At 72.2% G+C, this 17,456-nt stretch carries 15 protein-coding genes and 1 pseudogene; 8 read left to right on the forward strand and 8 right to left on the reverse strand.

Translation table 11 applies throughout. The features are described from left to right. Positions 1 to 320: 320 nt before the first annotated feature. Positions 321 to 2,003: a carbohydrate binding domain-containing protein gene (locus ACFV4P_RS12905; protein WP_380470332.1), complete on the forward strand. Its 1,683-nt coding sequence runs from the start codon at positions 321 to 323 to the stop codon at positions 2,001 to 2,003. A gap of 125 nt (positions 2,004 to 2,128) precedes the next feature. Here the strand turns inward: ACFV4P_RS12905 and ACFV4P_RS12910 are convergent, their stop codons facing one another. Then, the gene (locus ACFV4P_RS12910; protein WP_380470334.1) at positions 2,129 to 3,358 is read right to left on the reverse strand and encodes an FAD-dependent monooxygenase; all 1,230 of its coding nucleotides are present in this window, start codon (positions 3,356 to 3,358) and stop codon (positions 2,129 to 2,131) included. Between the two features lie 169 nt (positions 3,359 to 3,527). On the opposite strand from ACFV4P_RS12910, the gene ACFV4P_RS12915 reads away from it, so the two are divergent. Then, the gene (locus tag ACFV4P_RS12915; protein WP_380470336.1) at positions 3,528 to 4,553 is read left to right on the forward strand and encodes a GntR family transcriptional regulator; all 1,026 of its coding nucleotides are present in this window, start codon (positions 3,528 to 3,530) and stop codon (positions 4,551 to 4,553) included. On the opposite strand, the gene ACFV4P_RS12920 is transcribed toward ACFV4P_RS12915, so the two are convergent. Then, positions 4,526 to 5,590, reverse strand: a complete 1,065-nt coding sequence (locus tag ACFV4P_RS12920; RefSeq protein ID WP_380470338.1) for an ATP-dependent DNA ligase — start codon at positions 5,588 to 5,590, stop codon at positions 4,526 to 4,528. The two genes, ACFV4P_RS12915 and ACFV4P_RS12920, sit on opposite strands and share 28 nt — an antisense overlap. Before the next feature lie 142 nt (positions 5,591 to 5,732). Here ACFV4P_RS12920 and ligD point away from each other — a divergent pair, with 142 nt between their 5' ends. Both ligD and ACFV4P_RS12930 read left to right on the forward strand, forming a co-directional pair. After that, the gene (gene ligD / locus ACFV4P_RS12925; protein ID WP_380470339.1) at positions 5,733 to 6,728 is read left to right on the forward strand and encodes a non-homologous end-joining DNA ligase; all 996 of its coding nucleotides are present in this window, start codon (positions 5,733 to 5,735) and stop codon (positions 6,726 to 6,728) included. 124 nt (positions 6,729 to 6,852) lie between these two features. Further along, positions 6,853 to 7,584 carry an alpha/beta fold hydrolase gene (locus ACFV4P_RS12930; RefSeq protein WP_380470758.1) on the forward strand — a complete coding sequence of 244 codons (732 nt, stop codon included), beginning with the start codon at positions 6,853 to 6,855 and terminating at the stop codon, positions 7,582 to 7,584. A gap of 64 nt (positions 7,585 to 7,648) precedes the next feature. Here the strand turns inward: ACFV4P_RS12930 and ACFV4P_RS12935 are convergent, their stop codons facing one another. Both ACFV4P_RS12935 and ACFV4P_RS12940 read right to left on the reverse strand, forming a co-directional pair. After that, entirely contained in the window at positions 7,649 to 7,885 is a 237-nt protein-coding gene (locus tag ACFV4P_RS12935; protein ID WP_380470341.1) for a chaplin, read from the reverse strand. A gap of 122 nt (positions 7,886 to 8,007) precedes the next feature. Continuing rightward, entirely contained in the window at positions 8,008 to 8,385 is a 378-nt protein-coding gene (locus ACFV4P_RS12940; protein ID WP_380470343.1) for a MerR family DNA-binding protein, read from the reverse strand. An 87-nt stretch (positions 8,386 to 8,472) separates the two neighbouring features. Here ACFV4P_RS12940 and ACFV4P_RS12945 point away from each other — a divergent pair, with 87 nt between their 5' ends. Beyond that, on the forward strand, positions 8,473 to 10,047 hold the full coding sequence (locus ACFV4P_RS12945; RefSeq protein WP_380470345.1) for a carboxylesterase/lipase family protein: 1,575 nt from the start codon (positions 8,473 to 8,475) through the stop codon (positions 10,045 to 10,047). A 263-nt stretch (positions 10,048 to 10,310) separates the two neighbouring features. On the opposite strand, the gene ACFV4P_RS12950 is transcribed toward ACFV4P_RS12945, so the two are convergent. The 4 genes from ACFV4P_RS12950 to ACFV4P_RS12965 all read right to left on the reverse strand — a co-directional run bounded on the left by ACFV4P_RS12950 (position 10,311) and on the right by ACFV4P_RS12965 (position 14,880). Then, positions 10,311 to 11,186 carry an IS5 family transposase gene (locus tag ACFV4P_RS12950; protein WP_380470346.1) on the reverse strand — a complete coding sequence of 292 codons (876 nt, stop codon included), beginning with the start codon at positions 11,184 to 11,186 and terminating at the stop codon, positions 10,311 to 10,313. 240 nt (positions 11,187 to 11,426) lie between these two features. After that, positions 11,427 to 12,155, reverse strand: a complete 729-nt coding sequence (locus ACFV4P_RS12955; RefSeq protein WP_380470348.1) for a succinate dehydrogenase/fumarate reductase iron-sulfur subunit — start codon at positions 12,153 to 12,155, stop codon at positions 11,427 to 11,429. Continuing rightward, a complete protein-coding gene (locus tag ACFV4P_RS12960) occupies positions 12,152 to 14,089 on the reverse strand; it encodes a fumarate reductase/succinate dehydrogenase flavoprotein subunit (protein ID WP_380470760.1) in 1,938 nt (645 codons plus the stop codon). Before ACFV4P_RS12960 ends, ACFV4P_RS12955 begins: the two co-directional genes overlap by 4 nt. A gap of 32 nt (positions 14,090 to 14,121) precedes the next feature. Beyond that, a complete protein-coding gene (locus ACFV4P_RS12965) occupies positions 14,122 to 14,880 on the reverse strand; it encodes a succinate dehydrogenase cytochrome b subunit (protein WP_380470350.1) in 759 nt (252 codons plus the stop codon). 84 nt (positions 14,881 to 14,964) lie between these two features. Between ACFV4P_RS12965 and ACFV4P_RS12970 the strand changes: the two genes are divergently transcribed. From ACFV4P_RS12970 to ACFV4P_RS12980, 3 genes and pseudogenes are all read left to right on the forward strand, one after another. Next, positions 14,965 to 15,888 (forward strand): LysR family transcriptional regulator, encoded by a 924-nt coding sequence (locus ACFV4P_RS12970; protein ID WP_380470352.1) that lies wholly within the window; start codon positions 14,965 to 14,967, stop codon positions 15,886 to 15,888. A gap of 92 nt (positions 15,889 to 15,980) precedes the next feature. Continuing rightward, complete coding sequence (locus tag ACFV4P_RS12975; protein WP_380470354.1) at positions 15,981 to 16,523, forward strand: MOSC domain-containing protein; 543 nt, start codon at positions 15,981 to 15,983, stop codon at positions 16,521 to 16,523. A gap of 728 nt (positions 16,524 to 17,251) precedes the next feature. Next, a pseudogene (locus ACFV4P_RS12980) lies at positions 17,252 to 17,433 on the forward strand (TetR/AcrR family transcriptional regulator); the annotation flags it as partial. Between the last annotated feature and the right edge of the window lie 23 nt (positions 17,434 to 17,456).

Below are 17,456 nucleotides of genomic sequence, written 5' to 3' on the forward strand. Positions count from 1 at the left end.
CGGCAGGCCCGGGGGGCGGCCCGGCATGCGGCGGTGGACCGGCCGGGCAGGGTGAAATCTGCCTGGTCACGGCGGGTTCGGTCCATCGAGGAATTCTTAACGGGTGCCACAGCAGGGCTGAACGATCGTGCCCGAGCAGGGCGGCGCGGGGTTCGGCGGCGTGCCGGAAGGCACCCGGACGGAGCAGCGCGGCGGGCCCTGACGGCGGGTCGGTTCACCGTCCGATCCTTGACCTGGTCTTGACAGTCGGGATTGGTCCAGTCCATTTTGTTGTCCGCGCTCCCCGCACCTCCAACCCCCACCCCCACTGGAGGTCCCCCATGCATGCCTTCAATCGCCGTGCCACGGCCGTAGGAGCAGCGGCGCTGCTGCTGGCGGGCGCCGCGGTCGCGGCCGTCCCGGGCTCCGCGAGTGCCGCGAACATCCTGACCAACCCCGGCTTCGAGTCCGGCACCCTGAGTGGCTGGTCCTGCTCGGGCGGCACCGGCTCGGTGGTCTCCACCCCCGTGCACGGCGGCTCGAAGGCGCTGGCCGGCGCGGTCACCGCCGGTGACACCGCCAAGTGCGCGCAGACCGTCGCGGTGCAGCCCAACACCACCTACACGCTGTCGAGTTGGGTGCGCGGCACCTACGTGTACCTGGGCGTGACGGGCGCCGGTTCGACCTGGACGCCGTCGGCGTCCGACTGGAAGCAGCTGTCGGTGACGTTCACCACCGGCGCCGCCCAGACCAGCGCCGAGGTCTACCTGAACGGGTGGTTCGGCCAGGGCACGTACTACGCGGACGACGTCAGCCTGGACGGCCCCGGCGGCGGCCCCGTCACCGACACCCAGCCGCCGACGGCCCCGACCGGCCTGGTGGCGACCGCCACCGCCGCGACGCAGGTCTCGCTCTCCTGGGGCGCGTCGAGCGACAACGTCGGCGTGACCGGCTACGACGTGTACCGCAACGGGACGCTGGCGACCACCGTCACCGGCACCTCCGCGACCGTCACGGGCCTGACCGCCTCGACCGCCTACACCTTCACCGTCAAGGCCCACGACGCCGCGGGCAACGTCTCGGCCTCCTCCAACTCCCTTGCGGTGACGACGCCTTCGACCGGCGGCGGCACGCCGGGCGGCTTCAAGCAGGCCGCGCCGTACCTGTACAACGGGTGGGGCAACCCGCCGTCGCCGACCACGGTGATGAACGCCAGCGGGATCAAGTGGTTCACCCTGGCGTTCGTGCTGGCGCAGAACGGCTGCAACCCGACCTGGGACAGTCAGCGGCCGCTGCTGAACGGCGTCGACCAGCAGACCGTCAACGCGGTCCGAGCTGCCGGCGGCGACGTCGTCCCGTCCTTCGGCGGCTGGTCGGGCAACAAGCTCGGCCCGGCCTGCGCGGACGCCACCGCGCTGGCGGGCGCCTACCAGAAGGTGATCGACGCCTACCAGTTGAAGGCGATCGACATCGACATCGAGAACACCGACGAGTTCGAGAACTACACCGTCCAGGACCGCATCCTGGGAGCGCTGAAGATCGTCAAGCAGAAGAACCCGGGCATCCGCACCATCGTCACCTTCGGCACCGCCACCAGCGGTCCGACGGCGCCCGGCAACCGGCTGATCGAGCAGTCGAAGGCACTGGGCGCGGACATCGACGTCTTCACCATCATGCCGTTCGACTTCGGCAACGCCTCGACCGACATGTACGCCGCCACCGTCAGCGCGGCCAACGGCCTGAAGAACAAGCTGAAGTCGGCGTACGGCTGGGACGACGCCACCGCCTACTCGCACCTGGGCATCTCCGGCATGAACGGTCTCAGCGACAACAACGAGACCACCTCCCTCGCCAACTGGACGGCCATCCGCGACTGGTCCAACACCAACCACATCGCCCGCCTCGCCTTCTGGTCCGTCAACCGCGACCGCGGCTGCCCGGGCGGCGGCCTCCAGGAGACCTGCTCCGGCATCGCCCAGAGCGACTGGCAGTTCAGCACCATCACGGCCGGCTTCACCGGCTGACGCACCCCCGAACGGCCCCGGCCTCCCCCCACGGGGCCGGGGCCGTTCCCTTGCCGCGGCACTGGTGGTCGTCGGGCGGCCCCGACTTCGGCGCACCACTCCGTGACCGGCGCGCGGCCGTCCGCTCAGGCCCCGGGCGCGGCCGACGCGACGGCGTAGTCGGGCAGTTCGACGTCGCCCGCCTTGGCGGCCTGGGCCTCCATGAGGGTGCGGAAGGGGCGGCGGGTCATCCAGCGCATGGAGGCGGCGCGGAGGGTGATCATGGTGCGGCGGTTGGGGGCGTAGCCGGCGACGCCGCCCGGGGGGAGTTCCTGGGCCTTGGCGGCGTAGGGCTTCATCTGCTGCTGGAAGCGGGCGAAGGCGGTGGTGAAGTCGCCGCGGGCGGAGGCGAGTTCGCCCGCCAGGAGGTAGGCGCCGACCAGGGCGAGGCTGGTGCCGAGCCCGGTGAGGGGGCTGGGGCAGCAGGCGGCGTCGCCGATCAGGGCGACCCGGCCGCGGGTGCAGGAGTCGAGGCGGACCTGGCCGAGGGACTCGAAGTAGAAGTCGTCCGCGTCGGCCATCGCGGCGAGCAGCCGGTCGCACTCCCAACCGCGGCCGGTGAAGCGGTCGGTGAGCAGGCGCCGCTGGGTGGCGAGGTCGCGGCGGTCGTAGGCGAGCGGGCCGGAGCGGAAGCTGAAGCCCGCCTTGACCTCGCCGGGCAGCCGGCCGGGGCGGGCGGAGGCGACCAGGCCGCCGGGGGCGTTGTACATCAGGAACCAGCCGTCGAGGTCCAGGTCGGTGCGGGCGGTGAACCAGGCGGTGTAGCAGCCGAGCGGGGAGACCAGTTCGGATTCGGGGCCGAAGGCGAGGCGGCGGACGGTGGAGTGCAGGCCGTCCGCGCCGACCACCAGGTCGAACCGGCGGGGCGGGGCGTTCTCGAAGGTGACGTGCACGCCGTCGGCGTCCTCCCGGAGGGAGGTGACGGTGTCGTCGAAGAGGTACTCGACGTCGTCGGCGGTGGCCCGGTGGAGCACGGCGGCGAGGTCGTCGCGGAGGATTTCGAGGTCGGAGACGATGCCTTCGCCGCCGAAGGCCTCGGTGGGCAGTTCGGCGAGGTGCTTGCCGTTCCGGTCGACCAGGGCGAGGCCGCGCTGGTCGACGGCGACCTGTCGGACCTGGTCGAGCAGGCCCATCCGGTCGATGACGGTCCGCCCGGCGCCGCGCAGGTCGACGGTCTGCCCGCCCGGGCGGGGCGCGGGGGCGCGCTCCACCACGACGGGACGGAAGCCGGCCCTGCGTAGCCAGTACGCCAGGGTGGGTCCGGCGATGCCGCCGCCGGAGACGAGGATGTCCGCGTTCTCGATGTCGCTCTTCATGTCACCGAACGTACGGCGTACGCACCGCACTGCGCAAGCAATTCATCGCGGATTCCCGAACTGCTGCACTAGTGCACTAGTGCGCTCCGGGCAGGCCCGCGCCCTGGTGCGGCACCGACCTCGGCAGCTAGCATGGGCCGACTGGTGCACTAGTGCGGAGGTGGAGCGGGTGGACCGCTACGAGCAGATCGCGGGCGAACTGCGGCAGCGCATCGAGCGCGGCGAGCTGCGGCCCGGCGACCGGGTGCCGTCCACCCGGGAGATCACCCGCCGGTGGAACGTGGCGATGGCCACCGCCACCAAGGTGCTGGCGGAGCTGCGCGGCCAGGGCCTGGTCCGGGCGGTTCCGGGCGTCGGCACGGTGGTCGCCGACGCCGACCCACCCGTGCGGTCCCCGTCCCGCCCGGCCGCCGGCGAGCGGCAGATCCCCCGCCGACCCGCCGCGGAGGGCGGCCTGACGACGGATCGGATCGTCGCCGCGGCGGTGGAGATCGCGGACGCGGAGGGCCTGGAAGCGCTGTCGATGCGCCGGGTCGCTGCCGAGCTGGACGCCGCCACCATGTCGCTGTACCGGCACGTGCCGGACAAGGACGGCCTGGTCACCCTGATGATGGAACAGGTCTTCGCTCCCGTCGCGTTCTCCGACGCCGACGCCGAACTGCCTTGGCGGCCCCGGCTGGAGCTGGCCGCCCGCCTGATGTGGGACCTGTTCCGCGCGCACCCCTGGCTGGCGTCGGCGCTGTCGCTGACCCGCCCCCAGCCGGTCGGCAACGCACTGCCGTTCGGCGAGTGGATGCTGTCCACCATGGTCGCCGAGGGCCTGGACCTGCCGACGGCGTTCACGGTGTACCTGTCGCTGTTCAACTACGTCCGCGGCACGGCGCTCAACCTGGAGATGGAGGCCGCCGCCGAGGCCGCCACCGGGCAGGACGCCGAGGCCTGGATGGCGCAGCAGGAGGCCCTGTTCATGGACCTGGTCGCCGCGCACCCGACCTTCCTCCGACTCACCCGCGAGGGCTACGACTTCGACCTCGACCAGCTCTTCGAGTTCGGCCTCCAGCGCCTGCTGGACGGCTTCGCCGTACTGGTCCCATCGGGCGCCGCGCCGACCGGACCGGGCACCGTACCGGCCGGCGCGGGCACCGTACCGGCCGGCGCGGGCGCCGCTCAGCGCAGCAGTTCGCCCAGGTCGTAGGAGACCGGCTCCTCCAGCTGTGCGTACGTGCAGCTCTCGGGCGTGCGGTCCGGCCGCCAGCGCTTGAACCGGGTGGTGTGCCGGAACCGGGTGCCCTCCATGTGGTCGTAGCCGACCTCGGCCACCCGTTCGGGGCGCAGCGGCACCCAGGACAGGTCCTTCTTGCCGGTCCAGCGGCTGACCGCGCCGGGCAGCCGGTCCTCCGCCTGGGCCCGTTCGTCCGCCCAGGCCGCCCACGGGTGGCCGCCCAGGTCGTCGGCGTCCAGCCTCAACGGGGCGAGTTCCTCGGCGAGTTCGGCCCGGCGGGCCATCGTGAAGGAGGCACTGACGCCGACGTGCTGGAGGCGTCCGTCGGCGTCGTACAGGCCGAGCAGCAGGGAGCCGACCACGGGTCCGCTCTTGTGTTCGCGGTAGCCGGCGACCACGCAGTCGGCGGTGCGGGCGTGCTTGACCTTGAACATGGTGCGCTCGCCGGGCCGGTAGGGGGCGTCGAGCGGCTTGGCGACCACGCCGTCCAGGCCGGCGCCCTCGAAGCGGGAGAACCAGGTGCGGGCGAGGTCCAGGTCGGTGGTCGCGGGGGCCAGGTGGACGGGCGGGGCCGCGTCGGCGAGCAACTGGGCGAGTTCGGCGCGGCGTTCGACCAGCGGGCGGGCGGTGAGGTCGTCGTCATCGAGGGCGAGCAGGTCGAAGGCGACCAGCGAGGCGGGGGTGCGCTCGGCGAGGGTGCGGACCCGGGACGCGGCGGGGTGGATGCGTTCCAGCAGCTCTTCGAAGTGCAGGCGCCCGTCGTGCGCGACGACGATCTCGCCGTCCACCACGCACCGTTCGGGCAGCTGCTCGCGGACGGCCGCCACCACCTCGGGGAAGTACCGGGTGAGCGGCTTGCCGGTGCGCGAGCCGAGTTCGATCTCGTCGCCGTCGCGGAACACGATCGCCCGGAAGCCGTCCCACTTCGCCTCGTACTGCATGTCGGGCGGGATGGCGGCCACCGCCTTGGCGAGCATCGGCGAGACCGGTGGCATCACGGGTAGCTGCATGCCTCCGATGGTCGCTGTCCCCCGCGCCGCCCCACGGCGTGTCGGGCCCACCCGGCGTGTCGGCAGCTGTCCGAACGCCCCCGCCACGCCCGGAGCGGCGCAACGCGCGACGTGCGGGCGGCCCCCACCTAGCGTGGAGCGCATGCCTTCTGCTGTGGAACTGGAGGTCGGCGGCCGGACGGTGCGGCTGACCAACCCGGACAAGATCTACTACCCGGAGCCCGGGTACACGAAGCGGGACGTCGCCGAGTACTACCTGGCCGTCGCCCCGGGGGTGCTGCGCGGGCTGCGCGACCGGCCGACCACGCTGCAGCGTTTCCCGGACGGCGTGGACGCGGAGTTCTTCTACCAGAAGCGCGCGCCGAAGGGCCTGCCGGAGTGGCTGCCGACCGCGCGGATCGCCTTCCCCTCGGGCCGCACCGCCGACGAGATCTGCCCGACCGAGGAGGCCGCCGTGCTGTGGGCGGCCAACCTCGGCTGCCTGACCTTCCACCCGTGGCCGGTGCGCCGCGAGGACACCGAGCACCCCGACGAACTGCGCATCGACCTCGACCCGCAGCCCGGCACCGACTTCACCGACGCCGCCCGCGCCGCGCTCCAACTGCGGCCGCTGCTGGAGGAGTTCGGCCTGACGGGCTGGCCGAAGACGTCCGGCGGCCGGGGCCTGCACGTGTACGTGCCGATCGAGCCGCGCTGGACGTTCACCGACTGCCGGCACGCCGTCATCGCGCTCGGCCGCGAGCTGGAGCACCGCACCGGCGGCGAGGTCACCACCAAGTGGTGGAAGGAGGAACGCGGCGAGCGGATCTTCGTCGACTACAACCAGATGGCCCGCGACCGCACCATCGCCTCCGCGTACTCGCTGCGCCCCCGCCCGCAGGCCACCGCCTCCACCCCGCTGCGCTGGGACGAGGTCGAACAGGTCTCCCCCGCCGACTTCACCCTACGCACCATCCCCGAGCGGTTCGCCGAACTGGGCGACGTGCACGCCGACATGGAGGCGCAACGCTTCTCCCTGGAACGGGTGTTGGAGCTGTACGCGCACCAGGACGCGGGCGATCTGCCGTACCCGCCGGACCACCCGAAGATGCCGGGCGAGCCGGCCCGGGTGCAGCCCAGCCGGGCGCGGAGGAAATAGCAGTTCGAACACGCGCGCGAATACCGTAGGATCTCGCCCCATCGATCCCTGGGACACATTCCCGGGACACAGAGGGAGCTGGGGGACTGTGCAGACCACGACGGTGACGCCCGAGGGCGATCGAATGCGCTGGGTGGAGTTCGCGGGAGAGGAGCCCGCCCGGGTCTACGTTCACGGGCTGGGGTCCAGCGCCCCGGCGTACTTCGCGGCCTCGGCCGTCCATCCGCTGCTGGCCGGCCGCCGCTCGCTGCTGGTGGACCTGCTGGGTCACGGCCTCAGCGACCGGCCGACCCACTTCGACTACCGCCTGGAGTCCCACGCCGACACTCTGGCCGCCGTACTGACAGCAGCAGGCGTGACGGGCGCCGAGGTGATCGCGCACAGCATGGGCGGCTCGGTGGCGGTGGTCCTCGCCGACCGGCACCCGCACCTGGTGTCCCGGCTGGTGGTGGTCGACGCCAACCTCGATCCGACCGCCCCGCGCCCCGGATCGCCCGGCAGCAGCGGCATCGCCGCGTACACCGAGGAGGAGTTCGTCTCCGGCGGCTGGACCGAGTTCGCCGACCTGGTGGGGCCGCACTGGTGGTCCACCATGCGGCTGACCGGGCGGGAGGCGCTGTACCGCAGCGCCGTCCACAGCGCCCGCAACACCTCGCCGACGGTGCGGGAGCGACTGACCGGGCTGTCCGTCCCGCGCGCGTTCCTCTTCCCGGCGGCCGACGGCCCGCTGCCGGGCGCGGACGGGCTGGTCGCCGCCGGGGTGTCGGTGGTGCCCGTCCCCGACTGCGGGCACAACATCATGCTGGACAACCCGGAGGCCTTCGTCCGGGCGGCCGCGGCGGCGCTCGCCGCGTAGCGCGCGGGAGACCAGCCGTTCGGGCCCGCCGCCCCCCTCGCGCGACGGGCCCGAGCGACGGCGGTCAGCGGTTGACGCAGATGTTCCCGAACGCGGGGTTGGCGATGCCGACGAGGTTCACGGAGTTGCCGCAGATGTTGAGCTGGACGTCGACGGGAACCTGGATCTGGTTGCCGGAGAGGACGCCGGGCGAACCGTAGGCAACGCCTTCCGCGATGGCGTCGGCGGCAGCCGAGCCCGCCCCGACGAGCAGACAGGCCACGGCCAGACCGGAGGCGGCGAGGGACGTGCGAATACGCATGGAATTCTCCTGGAGTGATGATCCGACAATCGGATGCCTCGATCACACCTGCCGGACCGCTCCGAACCCCGGAATTGGACGGATCGTGGGCGTGTCCGCGCGGACGCCCTCCCGACCCGCCGTCAGGCAGCCTGCGGCACCCGGGCGGCGAGGTCCGCGAGGGCGTCCCGTGCGGTGCTCAACTCGCCGATCCTGGCGTTCAGTTCGGCGAGCTGGGCGGTGAGCCGGTCGCGCACGCAGGGGTGCAGCTTCCCGTCCTCGTAGCACGGCATCAGTTCGCGGATGGTCCGGCTGGTGAGCCCGGCGGCGAGCAGGGCGCGGATCCGGCCGACCTGGACGGGCGCGTCGGCCTCGCACTCTCGGTGGCCGCCGGGGGTGCGGTGCGCGGTGAGCAGCTCCTGCTGCTCGTAGGTCGCGTATCGAAAGCGCTGTTCATGCTGCTTGTCGACGGCCGGTTCACTCGATCGGGTGAATCGGTGGTGAGTCGCCGCCTGCCTCACGCTCTCTGATCATGATGTCCGTGAGCCGTCCCCGTATCCCCACGGAGGACGGCGACTCCATGATGCGAAGACGAGGTGGGAACGAACGTGTCCAGTGAGGTGTGGAAGGTCGAGCTTGGGGCCGGCACGGTGGCGGGGCGGGTCGAGAACGGGGTCGGGAGCTTCCTCGGCATCCCGTACGCGGAGCCCCCGGTCGGCACCCGACGGTACGCGGCGCCGTCGCCTTCCTTCGGTTGGGAGGGCGTGCTGGAGGCGAACGCGTTCGGGCCCGCCCCGTCCCGCGCCACCGAGGGGATCTTCGACACGCTGCTGAGCGGCGACCCTGCGCTCGTGGGCGGCGACAACGTCCTGACCGTCAACGTATGGGCGCCGCGCGAGCAGGCCGATCCGCGGCCGGTCATGGTGTGGTTCCACGGCGGCGCGTTCCTGCGCGGTTCCTCCGCCGGGACCTGTTACGACGGATCCACCTTCGCGCGCGACGGGGTCGTGCTCGTGACCTTCAACTACCGGCTGGGCATGGAGGGCTTCGGCTGCCTCGACACCGGGGAGGCCAACCGGGGTCTGCAGGACCAGGTCGCGGCTCTGGAGTGGGTGCAGGAGAACATCGCCGAGTTCGGCGGTGACAAGGGGAACGTCACGGTCTTCGGCGAATCGGCCGGCGCGATGAGCATCCTGGCCCTGATATCCAGTGGCGTCGCCTCGGAGGACGGCCTGTTCCACAAGGCGATCGTGCAGAGCGGCACCGCGAGCATCGGCCAGAGCGTGGAGGACGCGCGCCGTCTGTCCTACGTGGTCGCGCTCTCCGTCGGTGCCCCTTCCCCCAGCGCGGCCTACCTCGGTCAGAAGGCCCCTGCCGACGTGGTCAAGGCCCAGCAGGCGGTGCACGGCGCCGTCGTCGAGTCCGCCGATCGCGAGTCGTGGGGCGACACCACCATCGACTCGTGCGGTATGTCGTTCCTCCCTGTCATCGGCGACTACCTGGTTCCCAAGGCCCCGATCGAGTCCCTCCGCGAGGGTGTGGGGGCGGACATCCCGCTGCTGATCGGGACGACCACGGAGGAGAACCGCTTCTTCGTCGCTCCGTACTCCGACATCGTCGACGCGCCCGCCGACAAGCTCAAGGAACGGCTCGCCGTCTACGGGGCGCCGGCGAACGCGTACGACGTCTACCGGGCCAACTCCGGGGACGCCTACCCGCGTTCCACGCCCGCCGAGACCTTCGCCGCCGTGATGACGGACCGGCTCTTCCGCATCCCCAGCTACCACGTCGCCGAGACCCGGCAGCGGGAGGGCGCGGCCCCGGCCTACGTCTACGAGCTCGGGTGGCGCTCGCCCGCCTCCACGGACACGAAGGTCCCGTTCGGCGCCGCCCACATCGTCGACCTCCCGTTCGTCTGGGACAACCTCGACGGCCCCGAGACCGCGGAGCTCCTCGGTGCCAACCCGCCCGCCGACCTGGCGAAGACGATCCGCTCGCACTGGATCGCGTTCGCGCGCACCGGCAAGCCCGGCGACGACTGGCCCGCCTACGACGTCGTCGACCGCCCGGTCATGACCTTCGCCAAGGACGGCACCTCGGCCAACGAGGTCGTCAAGGACCCCCGTTCCCAGGAGCGGCAGCTCTGGGACGGCGTGGACTTCCTCACCAAGACCGAGGACTGAACCCTCCCTCCGCGATCAGCTGAACGCCCTGCCCCGCCGGGGTCCCGCTCGCACTGCGGGCCAGGGCTCCCGGCGGGCCGCGCGCGTGCGCGAGCACGGCGGCAGCGCGGCCCGCCCCGCGGCCCTCACGGAGCCCTCCACACCGCCGTCGCCGACCTCCTGCCCGAATACACGTGGGACATGACCCAGGTACGCCAGGTACCCGCCACGGGATGGTCTTGGCTACCGAACGAGGGCGCTGACGCGGTTCTCGTACGACAGGGTCATAGCCACTCGTTGATCGCTGCCACCAGCACGGTCGCCTCGAATCGGACTGCCGGCTTGTCGTAGCGCGTGGCGACAGCGCGGTTCCTCTTGAGGCGGTTGATCCCGCACTCGACCGCATGACGCTCGCGGTAGTCGACCGGGTCGAAAAGTGGTGGCCGGCCGCCACGGGAACCGCGCTTCCGGCGGTTGTGTGCCTGGTCGGCCTTGTCCGGGATGGTGCAACGGATCCCGCGTCGGCGCAGGTGGGCGCGGTTCTTGCGGGAGGCGTACGCCCTGTCGGCCCGCACGCGATCCGGGCGGACGCGTGGCCGACCCGGTCCGATGCGGGGCACGCGGACCTTCTCCAGCACGGGTTCAAACTGCGGCGAGTCTCCACGCTGCCCTGCCGTCACCACGATCGACATGAGTTTCTGACCCTGCTCGACGGCCAGGTGGAGCTTGGTGGTGAACCCGCCGCGCGACCGTCCCAACCCGTGATCACGGGGCTCGGTGAAGATGCCGTCCGGTGGTTCCTTCGGCAGGTCGCCCTGCTTGCGGGCCCCGGCCGTGTGCTGATGGGCGCGGCAGACCGTGGAGTCGACGCTCAGGTTCCAGACGATCGCGCCTTTCGCGTCGGCCAGGGACTGAAGCCGGGTGAGGATCCTCTGCCAGGTGCCGTTGCGCTGCCACCGGCGGAACAGGTCATAGACCCGGCTCCAGGGCCCGTACTTGGCGAGGATGTCCCGCCACGGAACTCCGGCCCGGACCCGGAATCGTATGCCGTCGACCGACTGCCGCCGAAGCCAGACCGGCGGCCGCCCCGCCTTCGCCCCCCTCAGCAACAGCGACTCCAGCACCGCCCACTGCTCGTCCGTGAGATCTCCCCGCGCCATGAAACACGATCATTCACAGCCCAAGATCCACTTTCGATACACGGTCTAGTAGCGCAGCAGTCGCACCGGCACGCCGGTGGCCCTGGACAGCTCGTCGCGCTGTACGGCTTCCTCACTCCGAAGGACGGTCACCGCGAGCAACTGCTCGACCTGCTGGCCGAGTTGGTGGGGCCTTCGCGCTCCCGCCCGAGCAGCCCGGTGTTCCGGAGGTCTACCAGGGGCGGCTGTACGGCGAGCCGGTCAGCTTCGCAGGAATTCGCGGTTGAGTCGGGCGATCCCGGTCAGCGGGATGCCCTTGGGGCAGGCGGTGGCGCACTCGCCGGTGTTGGTGCAGCCGCCGAACCCTTCGGCGTCCATCGCGCTCACCATGTTCCGTACCCGCGAGGCGCGTTCGGGCGCGCCCTGCGGGAGGACGTTGAGGTGGACGACCTTGGCGGCGGTGAACAGCATCGCCGAGCCGTTGGGGCAGGCGGCGACGCAGGCCCCGCAGCCGATGCACTCGGCGTGCTCGAAGGCGAGGTCGGCGGCCTCCTTGGGGACGGCGGTGGCGTGCGCCTCGGGCGCGGAGCCGGTGGGCGCGGTGATGTAGCCGCCGGAGCCGATGATCCGGTCCAGCGCGGAGCGGTCCACCACCAGGTCCCGGACCACGGGGAACGCGCCGGCCCGCCAGGGTTCGACGTCGATGGTGTCGCCGTCGTTGAAGTGCCGCATGTGCAGCTGGCAGGTGGTGGTGCGTTCGGGGCCGTGGGCCTGGCCGTTGATGACCATGCCGCAGGCGCCGCAGATGCCTTCGCGGCAGTCGTGGTCGAAGGCAACGGGCCGATCGCCGCGCAGGATGAGTTCCTCGTTGAGGGTGTCCAGCATCTCCAGGAAGGACATGTCCTCGCTGATGCCGGACACCTGGTAGACGGTCATCTCGCCCGGGGTGTCCGGGCCTTGCTGGCGCCAGATGCGCAGGGTGAGGTTCACGCGTAGCTCCGCTGGGTGGGGTGGACGTGCTCGAAGACGAGCTCTTCCTTGTGCAGGACGGGTGCGTCGCCGGTGTACTCCCAGGCGGCGGCGTAGCTGAACTCCTCGTCCCGGCGGGCGGCTTCGCCGTCGGGCGTGGCGGACTCGGTGCGGAAGTGGCCGCCGCAGGACTCGCCGCGGTGCAGCGCGTCCAGGCACATCAGTTCGGCGAGTTCGAAGTAGTCGACGAGTCGATTCGCCTTCTCCAGCGCCTGGTTGAGCTCGGCGCCGGTGCCGGGGACCTTGATCCGCCGCCAGAACTCCTCGCGCAGTGCGGGGATCCGGGCCAGCGCGCGCCGCAGGCCGGCCTCGTCGCGGGCCATCCCGCAGTTGTCCCACAGGAGTTCGCCGAGTTCGCGGTGGAAGGAGTCGGGGGTGCGGTCGCCGTCCACCGCGAGGATCAGGTGCAGGCGGTCGGTCACCTCGGCCTCCACCTCGGCGAGTTGGGGGTGGTCGTCGGGGACGGGCGGCAGCGGCGTGCGGCCCAGGTAGTCGTTGAGGGTGGGCGGCAGCACGAAGTAGCCGTCGGCGAGGCCCTGCATCAGGGCGCTGGCGCCGAGCCGGTTCGCGCCGTGGTCGGAGAAGTTGGCCTCGCCGATCGCGAACAGGCCCGGAATGGTGGTCTGCAGGTCGTAGTCGACCCACAGCCCGCCCATCGTGTAGTGGATCGCCGGGTAGATCCGCATCGGCACCCGGTACGGGTCCTCGGCGGTGATCCGCTCGTACATCTCGAACAGGTTGCCGTACTTGGCCTCGACGGCGTCCCGGCCGAGGCGGGCGACGGCGTCCGCGAAGTCCAGGTACACGCCCTGGCCGCCGGGGCCGACGCCGCGGCCCTCGTCGCAGACCACCTTGGCGGCGCGGGAGGCGATGTCGCGGGGCACCAGGTTGCCGAACGCCGGGTAGATCCGCTCCAGGTAGTAGTCCCGCTCGTCCTCGGGGATCTGCCCGGGCGGCCGGGTGTCGCCCTTGGCCTTCGGCACCCAGATCCGGCCGTCGTTGCGCAGCGACTCGCTCATCAGCGTCAGCTTGGACTGGTGGTCGCCGGAGCGCGGAATGCAGGTCGGGTGGATCTGCGTGAAGCACGGGTTGGCGAAGTACGCGCCGCGCCGGTGCGCGCGCCAAATGGCCGTGGCGTTCGAGTTCTTGGCGTTCGTGGAGAGGTAGAAGACGTTGCCGTAGCCGCCGGTGGCCAGCACCACGGCGTCCGCCAGGTGGGTGCGGATCTCGCCGGTGACCAGGTCGCGGGCGACGATGCCGCGGGCCCGGCCGTCGATCACGATCAGGTCGAGCATCTCGGTGCGGGCGTGCAACTCGACGTTCCCGGCGGCGATTTGGCGGGACAGCGCCTGGTAGGCGCCGAGCAGCAGCTGCTGGCCGGTCTGGCCGCGGGCGTAGAAGGTGCGGGAGACCTGGACGCCGCCGAAGGAGCGGGTGTCGAGCAGGCCGCCGTACTCGCGGGCGAACGGGACGCCCTGCGCCACGCACTGGTCGATGATCTCCACCGAGACCTGCGCCAGCCGGTGCACGTTGGACTCGCGGGCGCGGAAGTCGCCGCCCTTGACGGTGTCGTAGAACAGTCGGCGGATCGAGTCGCCGTCGTTGCGGTAGTTCTTCGCGGCGTTGATGCCGCCCTGGGCGGCGATCGAGTGGGCCCGGCGCGGGGAGTCCTGGAAGCAGAACTGCACGACGTGGTAGCCCTGTTCGGCGAGCGTGGCACCGGCCGCGCCGCCGGCCAGGCCGGTGCCGACCACGATCACGGTGTGCTTGCGGCGGTTGGCCGGGTTGACCAGCTTGGCCTCGAACCGCCGCTGGTCCCACCGCTGTTCGATCGGCCCGGCCGGGGCCCGGGTGTCGGCGACCGGCGCGCCGACGGTGTAGTCGAGGTAGCTCATCGGGGCCTCTCCGGCGTTGGTGTCGTCGTGGCTCATCGGACCAGTCCCGCCATCACGGCGACCGGCACCGACAGGAAGCCGGCCGTCAGCAGCAGCGCCAGCCCGTTCGCGGCGAGCTTCAACGCCCGGTCGCGGCGCGGGTTGTTGACGCCGAGGGTCTGCGCGGCGCTCCAGAACCCGTGCCGGACGTGCAGCCCGAGCGCGAGCATCGCCAGGCAGTAGATCCCGCCGCCGTACCAGGTGGAGAACGAGGCCACGATGTTCTGGTACGGGTGCCCCTCCTCGGCGAGCGGGTTCACCGTCAGGGTGGTCAGGTCGAGGATGTGCCAGACGATGAACAGACCGAGGATCACCCCGCCCCAGCGCATCGTCCGGGTCGCGTACGTGCTCTGCCGGCGGCGGTGCGCGTACTGCTGCGGGCGGGCCTTCAGGTCGCGGCGGCTCAGCTGGTAGGCGGCGACGCCGTGCGCGACCACGGCCGCCAGCAGGGCGGGCCGGGCCAGCCACAGGAACCAGCCGTGGTGCAGCACCGGCTCGCCGATGGTGCGCAGCCAGTGCGCGTAGCCGTTGAGGTCGTCGGGGCCGAAGAACACCTTGAGGTTGCCGAGCATGTGGGCCACCAGGTAGGCGAGCATCACCAGCCCGCTGACGGCCATCACCGCCTTCTTGCCGACGGAGCTGCGCCACAGTGCCGCCGCCTTGGACGGGCGCCGCCCAGGACCGGGGGTCTCGGGGGTCCGACCGGGGGCGGGATTCCGGTTCACCCGGTTTGTCCGGGTAGCAGAAGCCATGGGCATGACGGTAGGACGGCCGTGCAGGCCGTGTCCAAGACATGAAAGCGCTGCCGACGATAGGCGATGCCTATGATGGCCGGTGTGCAGTTGCAGCAGCTCGCCTACTTCGTCGCGGTCGCCGACGCCCGGCACTTCACCCGGGCCGCCGAGCTGACCCACGTGTCACAACCGTCACTCTCGCAACAAATCCGCTCGCTGGAACGGGAGTTGGGCGCGGAGCTGTTCCACCGCTCGCGCTCCGGCACCTCGCTGACCGACGCCGGACAGGCGCTGCTGCCGCTGGCCCGGCGCATCCTGGCCGACGCGGAGAGCGCCCGGCGGGCCGTCGCCGAGACGGTGCAGCTGCGCCGGGGCCGGGTCCGGTTCGGGGCGCCGCCCTCGCTCTGCGCCAGCCTGGTGCCCGAGGTGCTGCGCGCCTACCGGGCGCTGCACCCCGGGGTGGACCTGCGCCTGACCGAGGGCGGCTCGCGCGACCTGGTCCGCGACCTGGAGGCCGGCGAACTCGACCTCGCCCTGATCATCGCCGCGCCGTCGGCCGCGCCCGCCGCGCTGTCCGTCACGCCGCTGCTGCACGAGGACCTGGTGCTGGTCTCCGCCGAGCCGCTCCCCCGCCGCCGGGCCCGGATCACCGACCTGCGCGGGCGGGGCCTGGTGATGTTCCGCGAGGGCTACGACGTCCGCGAGACCACGCTCGCCGCGTGCCGGGCCGCCGGCTTCGAGCCCTCCTACGCCGTCGAGGGCGGCGAGATGGACGCCGTCCTCGCCGCCGTCCGGGCCGGCCTCGGCCCCGCCGTCGTCCCCGGCATGGTCGCCGCCCGCTCCGGCCTGCACGCCGCCCCCTTCGCCCCACCCGGCCTCGGCCGCACCATCGCCCTCGCCCACGGCCGCGACCTCCCCCTCACCCACGCCGCGGACGCCTTCCGCGGCGCCCTGCTCGCCTACCTCGTCGAAGCCGACCGCGCCGGCTCCCTCCCCCCGGGCACCCGGCTGCTGCCTCCCGACTGACCCCGGTCCGCGAGCCGGACGACCCTTCCACCGGCCCCCGGCCACGCATAGGGTGGCTGCACGGAACATCGTTACAGCGAGAGGTGGTCCGGATGTCCGGCACTGTTTTGGCGGTCAGCAGCAACGGCGAGTACTCGTTCACCAAGCCCAACCGGGACGCGATCCGGCTGCTCGAAGGCCTCGGCGTCGAGGGGGACGTGCACGCGGGCGTGACCGTCAAGCACCGCTCCCGGGTGGCCCAGGACCCGACCGTGCCGAACCTCCGTCAGGTCCACCTGATCCAGGCCGAGCTGTTCGACGAGCTCGCCGAGGCCGGATTCGCGGTCGCTCCGGGCGAGTTGGGCGAGAACGTCACCACCCGCGGGCTGGACCTGCTGGGTCTGCCGGTCGGTGCGCTGCTGCGCCTCGGGGCGGAGGCGGTGGTGGAGGTCACCGGCCTGCGCAACCCGTGTGCGCAGATCGACAACTTCCAGCACGGGCTGCTGAAGCAGGTCGTCGGCCGCGACGAGAACGGCGCGATCGTCCGCCGAGCGGGCATCATGGGCATCGTCCGCGCCGGCGGCCCGGTCCGGCCCGGCGACTCCGTCACCGTCACCCTGCCGGACGGGCCGCACCGGCCGCTCGACCGGGTCTGACGCAGCGCCAGCTCGCCGGCGCCGCACGGAGGAACGCCAGGATCTCCGCCTCCGCGGCCCCGGCCTGCGGTTCGAGCCTGGGCAGGGTGAGGAACGCGCGCTTCGCGCCCGGGCACTCGGAGAGCCGCACGGCCGTCCCCGCCCGCCGCAGCCGCTCGGGTTAGCGCCGTCCGTGGTCGCCGACGGCGTCGCGGGTCGGCACCACCACGAGCGTCGGCGCGACTCGCCCAGGTCGTCCGCGTGCAGCGGCGACAGGGCGTCGGCGTCGATGCCCGGCGGGACGGCCAGCCGCTGACGGAGCCGCAGCAGCGCCAGGGCCCGGCCCGGGCGGTCCGCGTACTCGGCCACGGACGCGTGGTCGGACATCGCCCGGTGACGTCCACCACCGCGTTGACCAGGACCTGCGCCCTGATCCGCAGGCCCTGCGCACCGGGTCGACACCCCACCGCTCGGCGCGCCGCAGCACGTGGACGAAGGCGTCCCAGCCGTCGGCGGCGTGCGCGAGCGTGCCGCCGGGGGCAAGCCGGCGGTACTCGACCGAGCCGACAAGGGCGGGCAGTCGGGCCGCGGGGCGGCTGCTGGTCCAGTCGCACTGCGCCGCCGTCCCGGGGAACCCGCCGCCGTGCACGTGGACCACCAGCGGCAGCGGCTCCCTCGTCACGGCCGGCCGGTACACCCGCACCGGCAGGTCGCGCCCGGGCAGCGCGGAGGTCTGCCACTCGACCACCGCACCCGGGTCCGGCATCACCGCCAGCGAGCACGAGCAGGCCACGGAGCAGTTCCGCGTCGCCGTGGTCGACGCCGAATCCGAACGCCCTGCCCAATTCGCCCGCTCGGCGCGGACCGCCCCGCCGCGTTCGAGGAGATTCTCGCCGCCCACCTCGCCGAGCTCGAAAGTCAACTCCCCTGACGCGCGCGGAATGTCGCGCAATT

The sequence above is a fragment of the Kitasatospora sp. NPDC059795 genome (assembly GCF_042732175.1).
Classification (GTDB): Bacteria; Actinomycetota; Actinomycetes; order Streptomycetales; family Streptomycetaceae; genus Kitasatospora.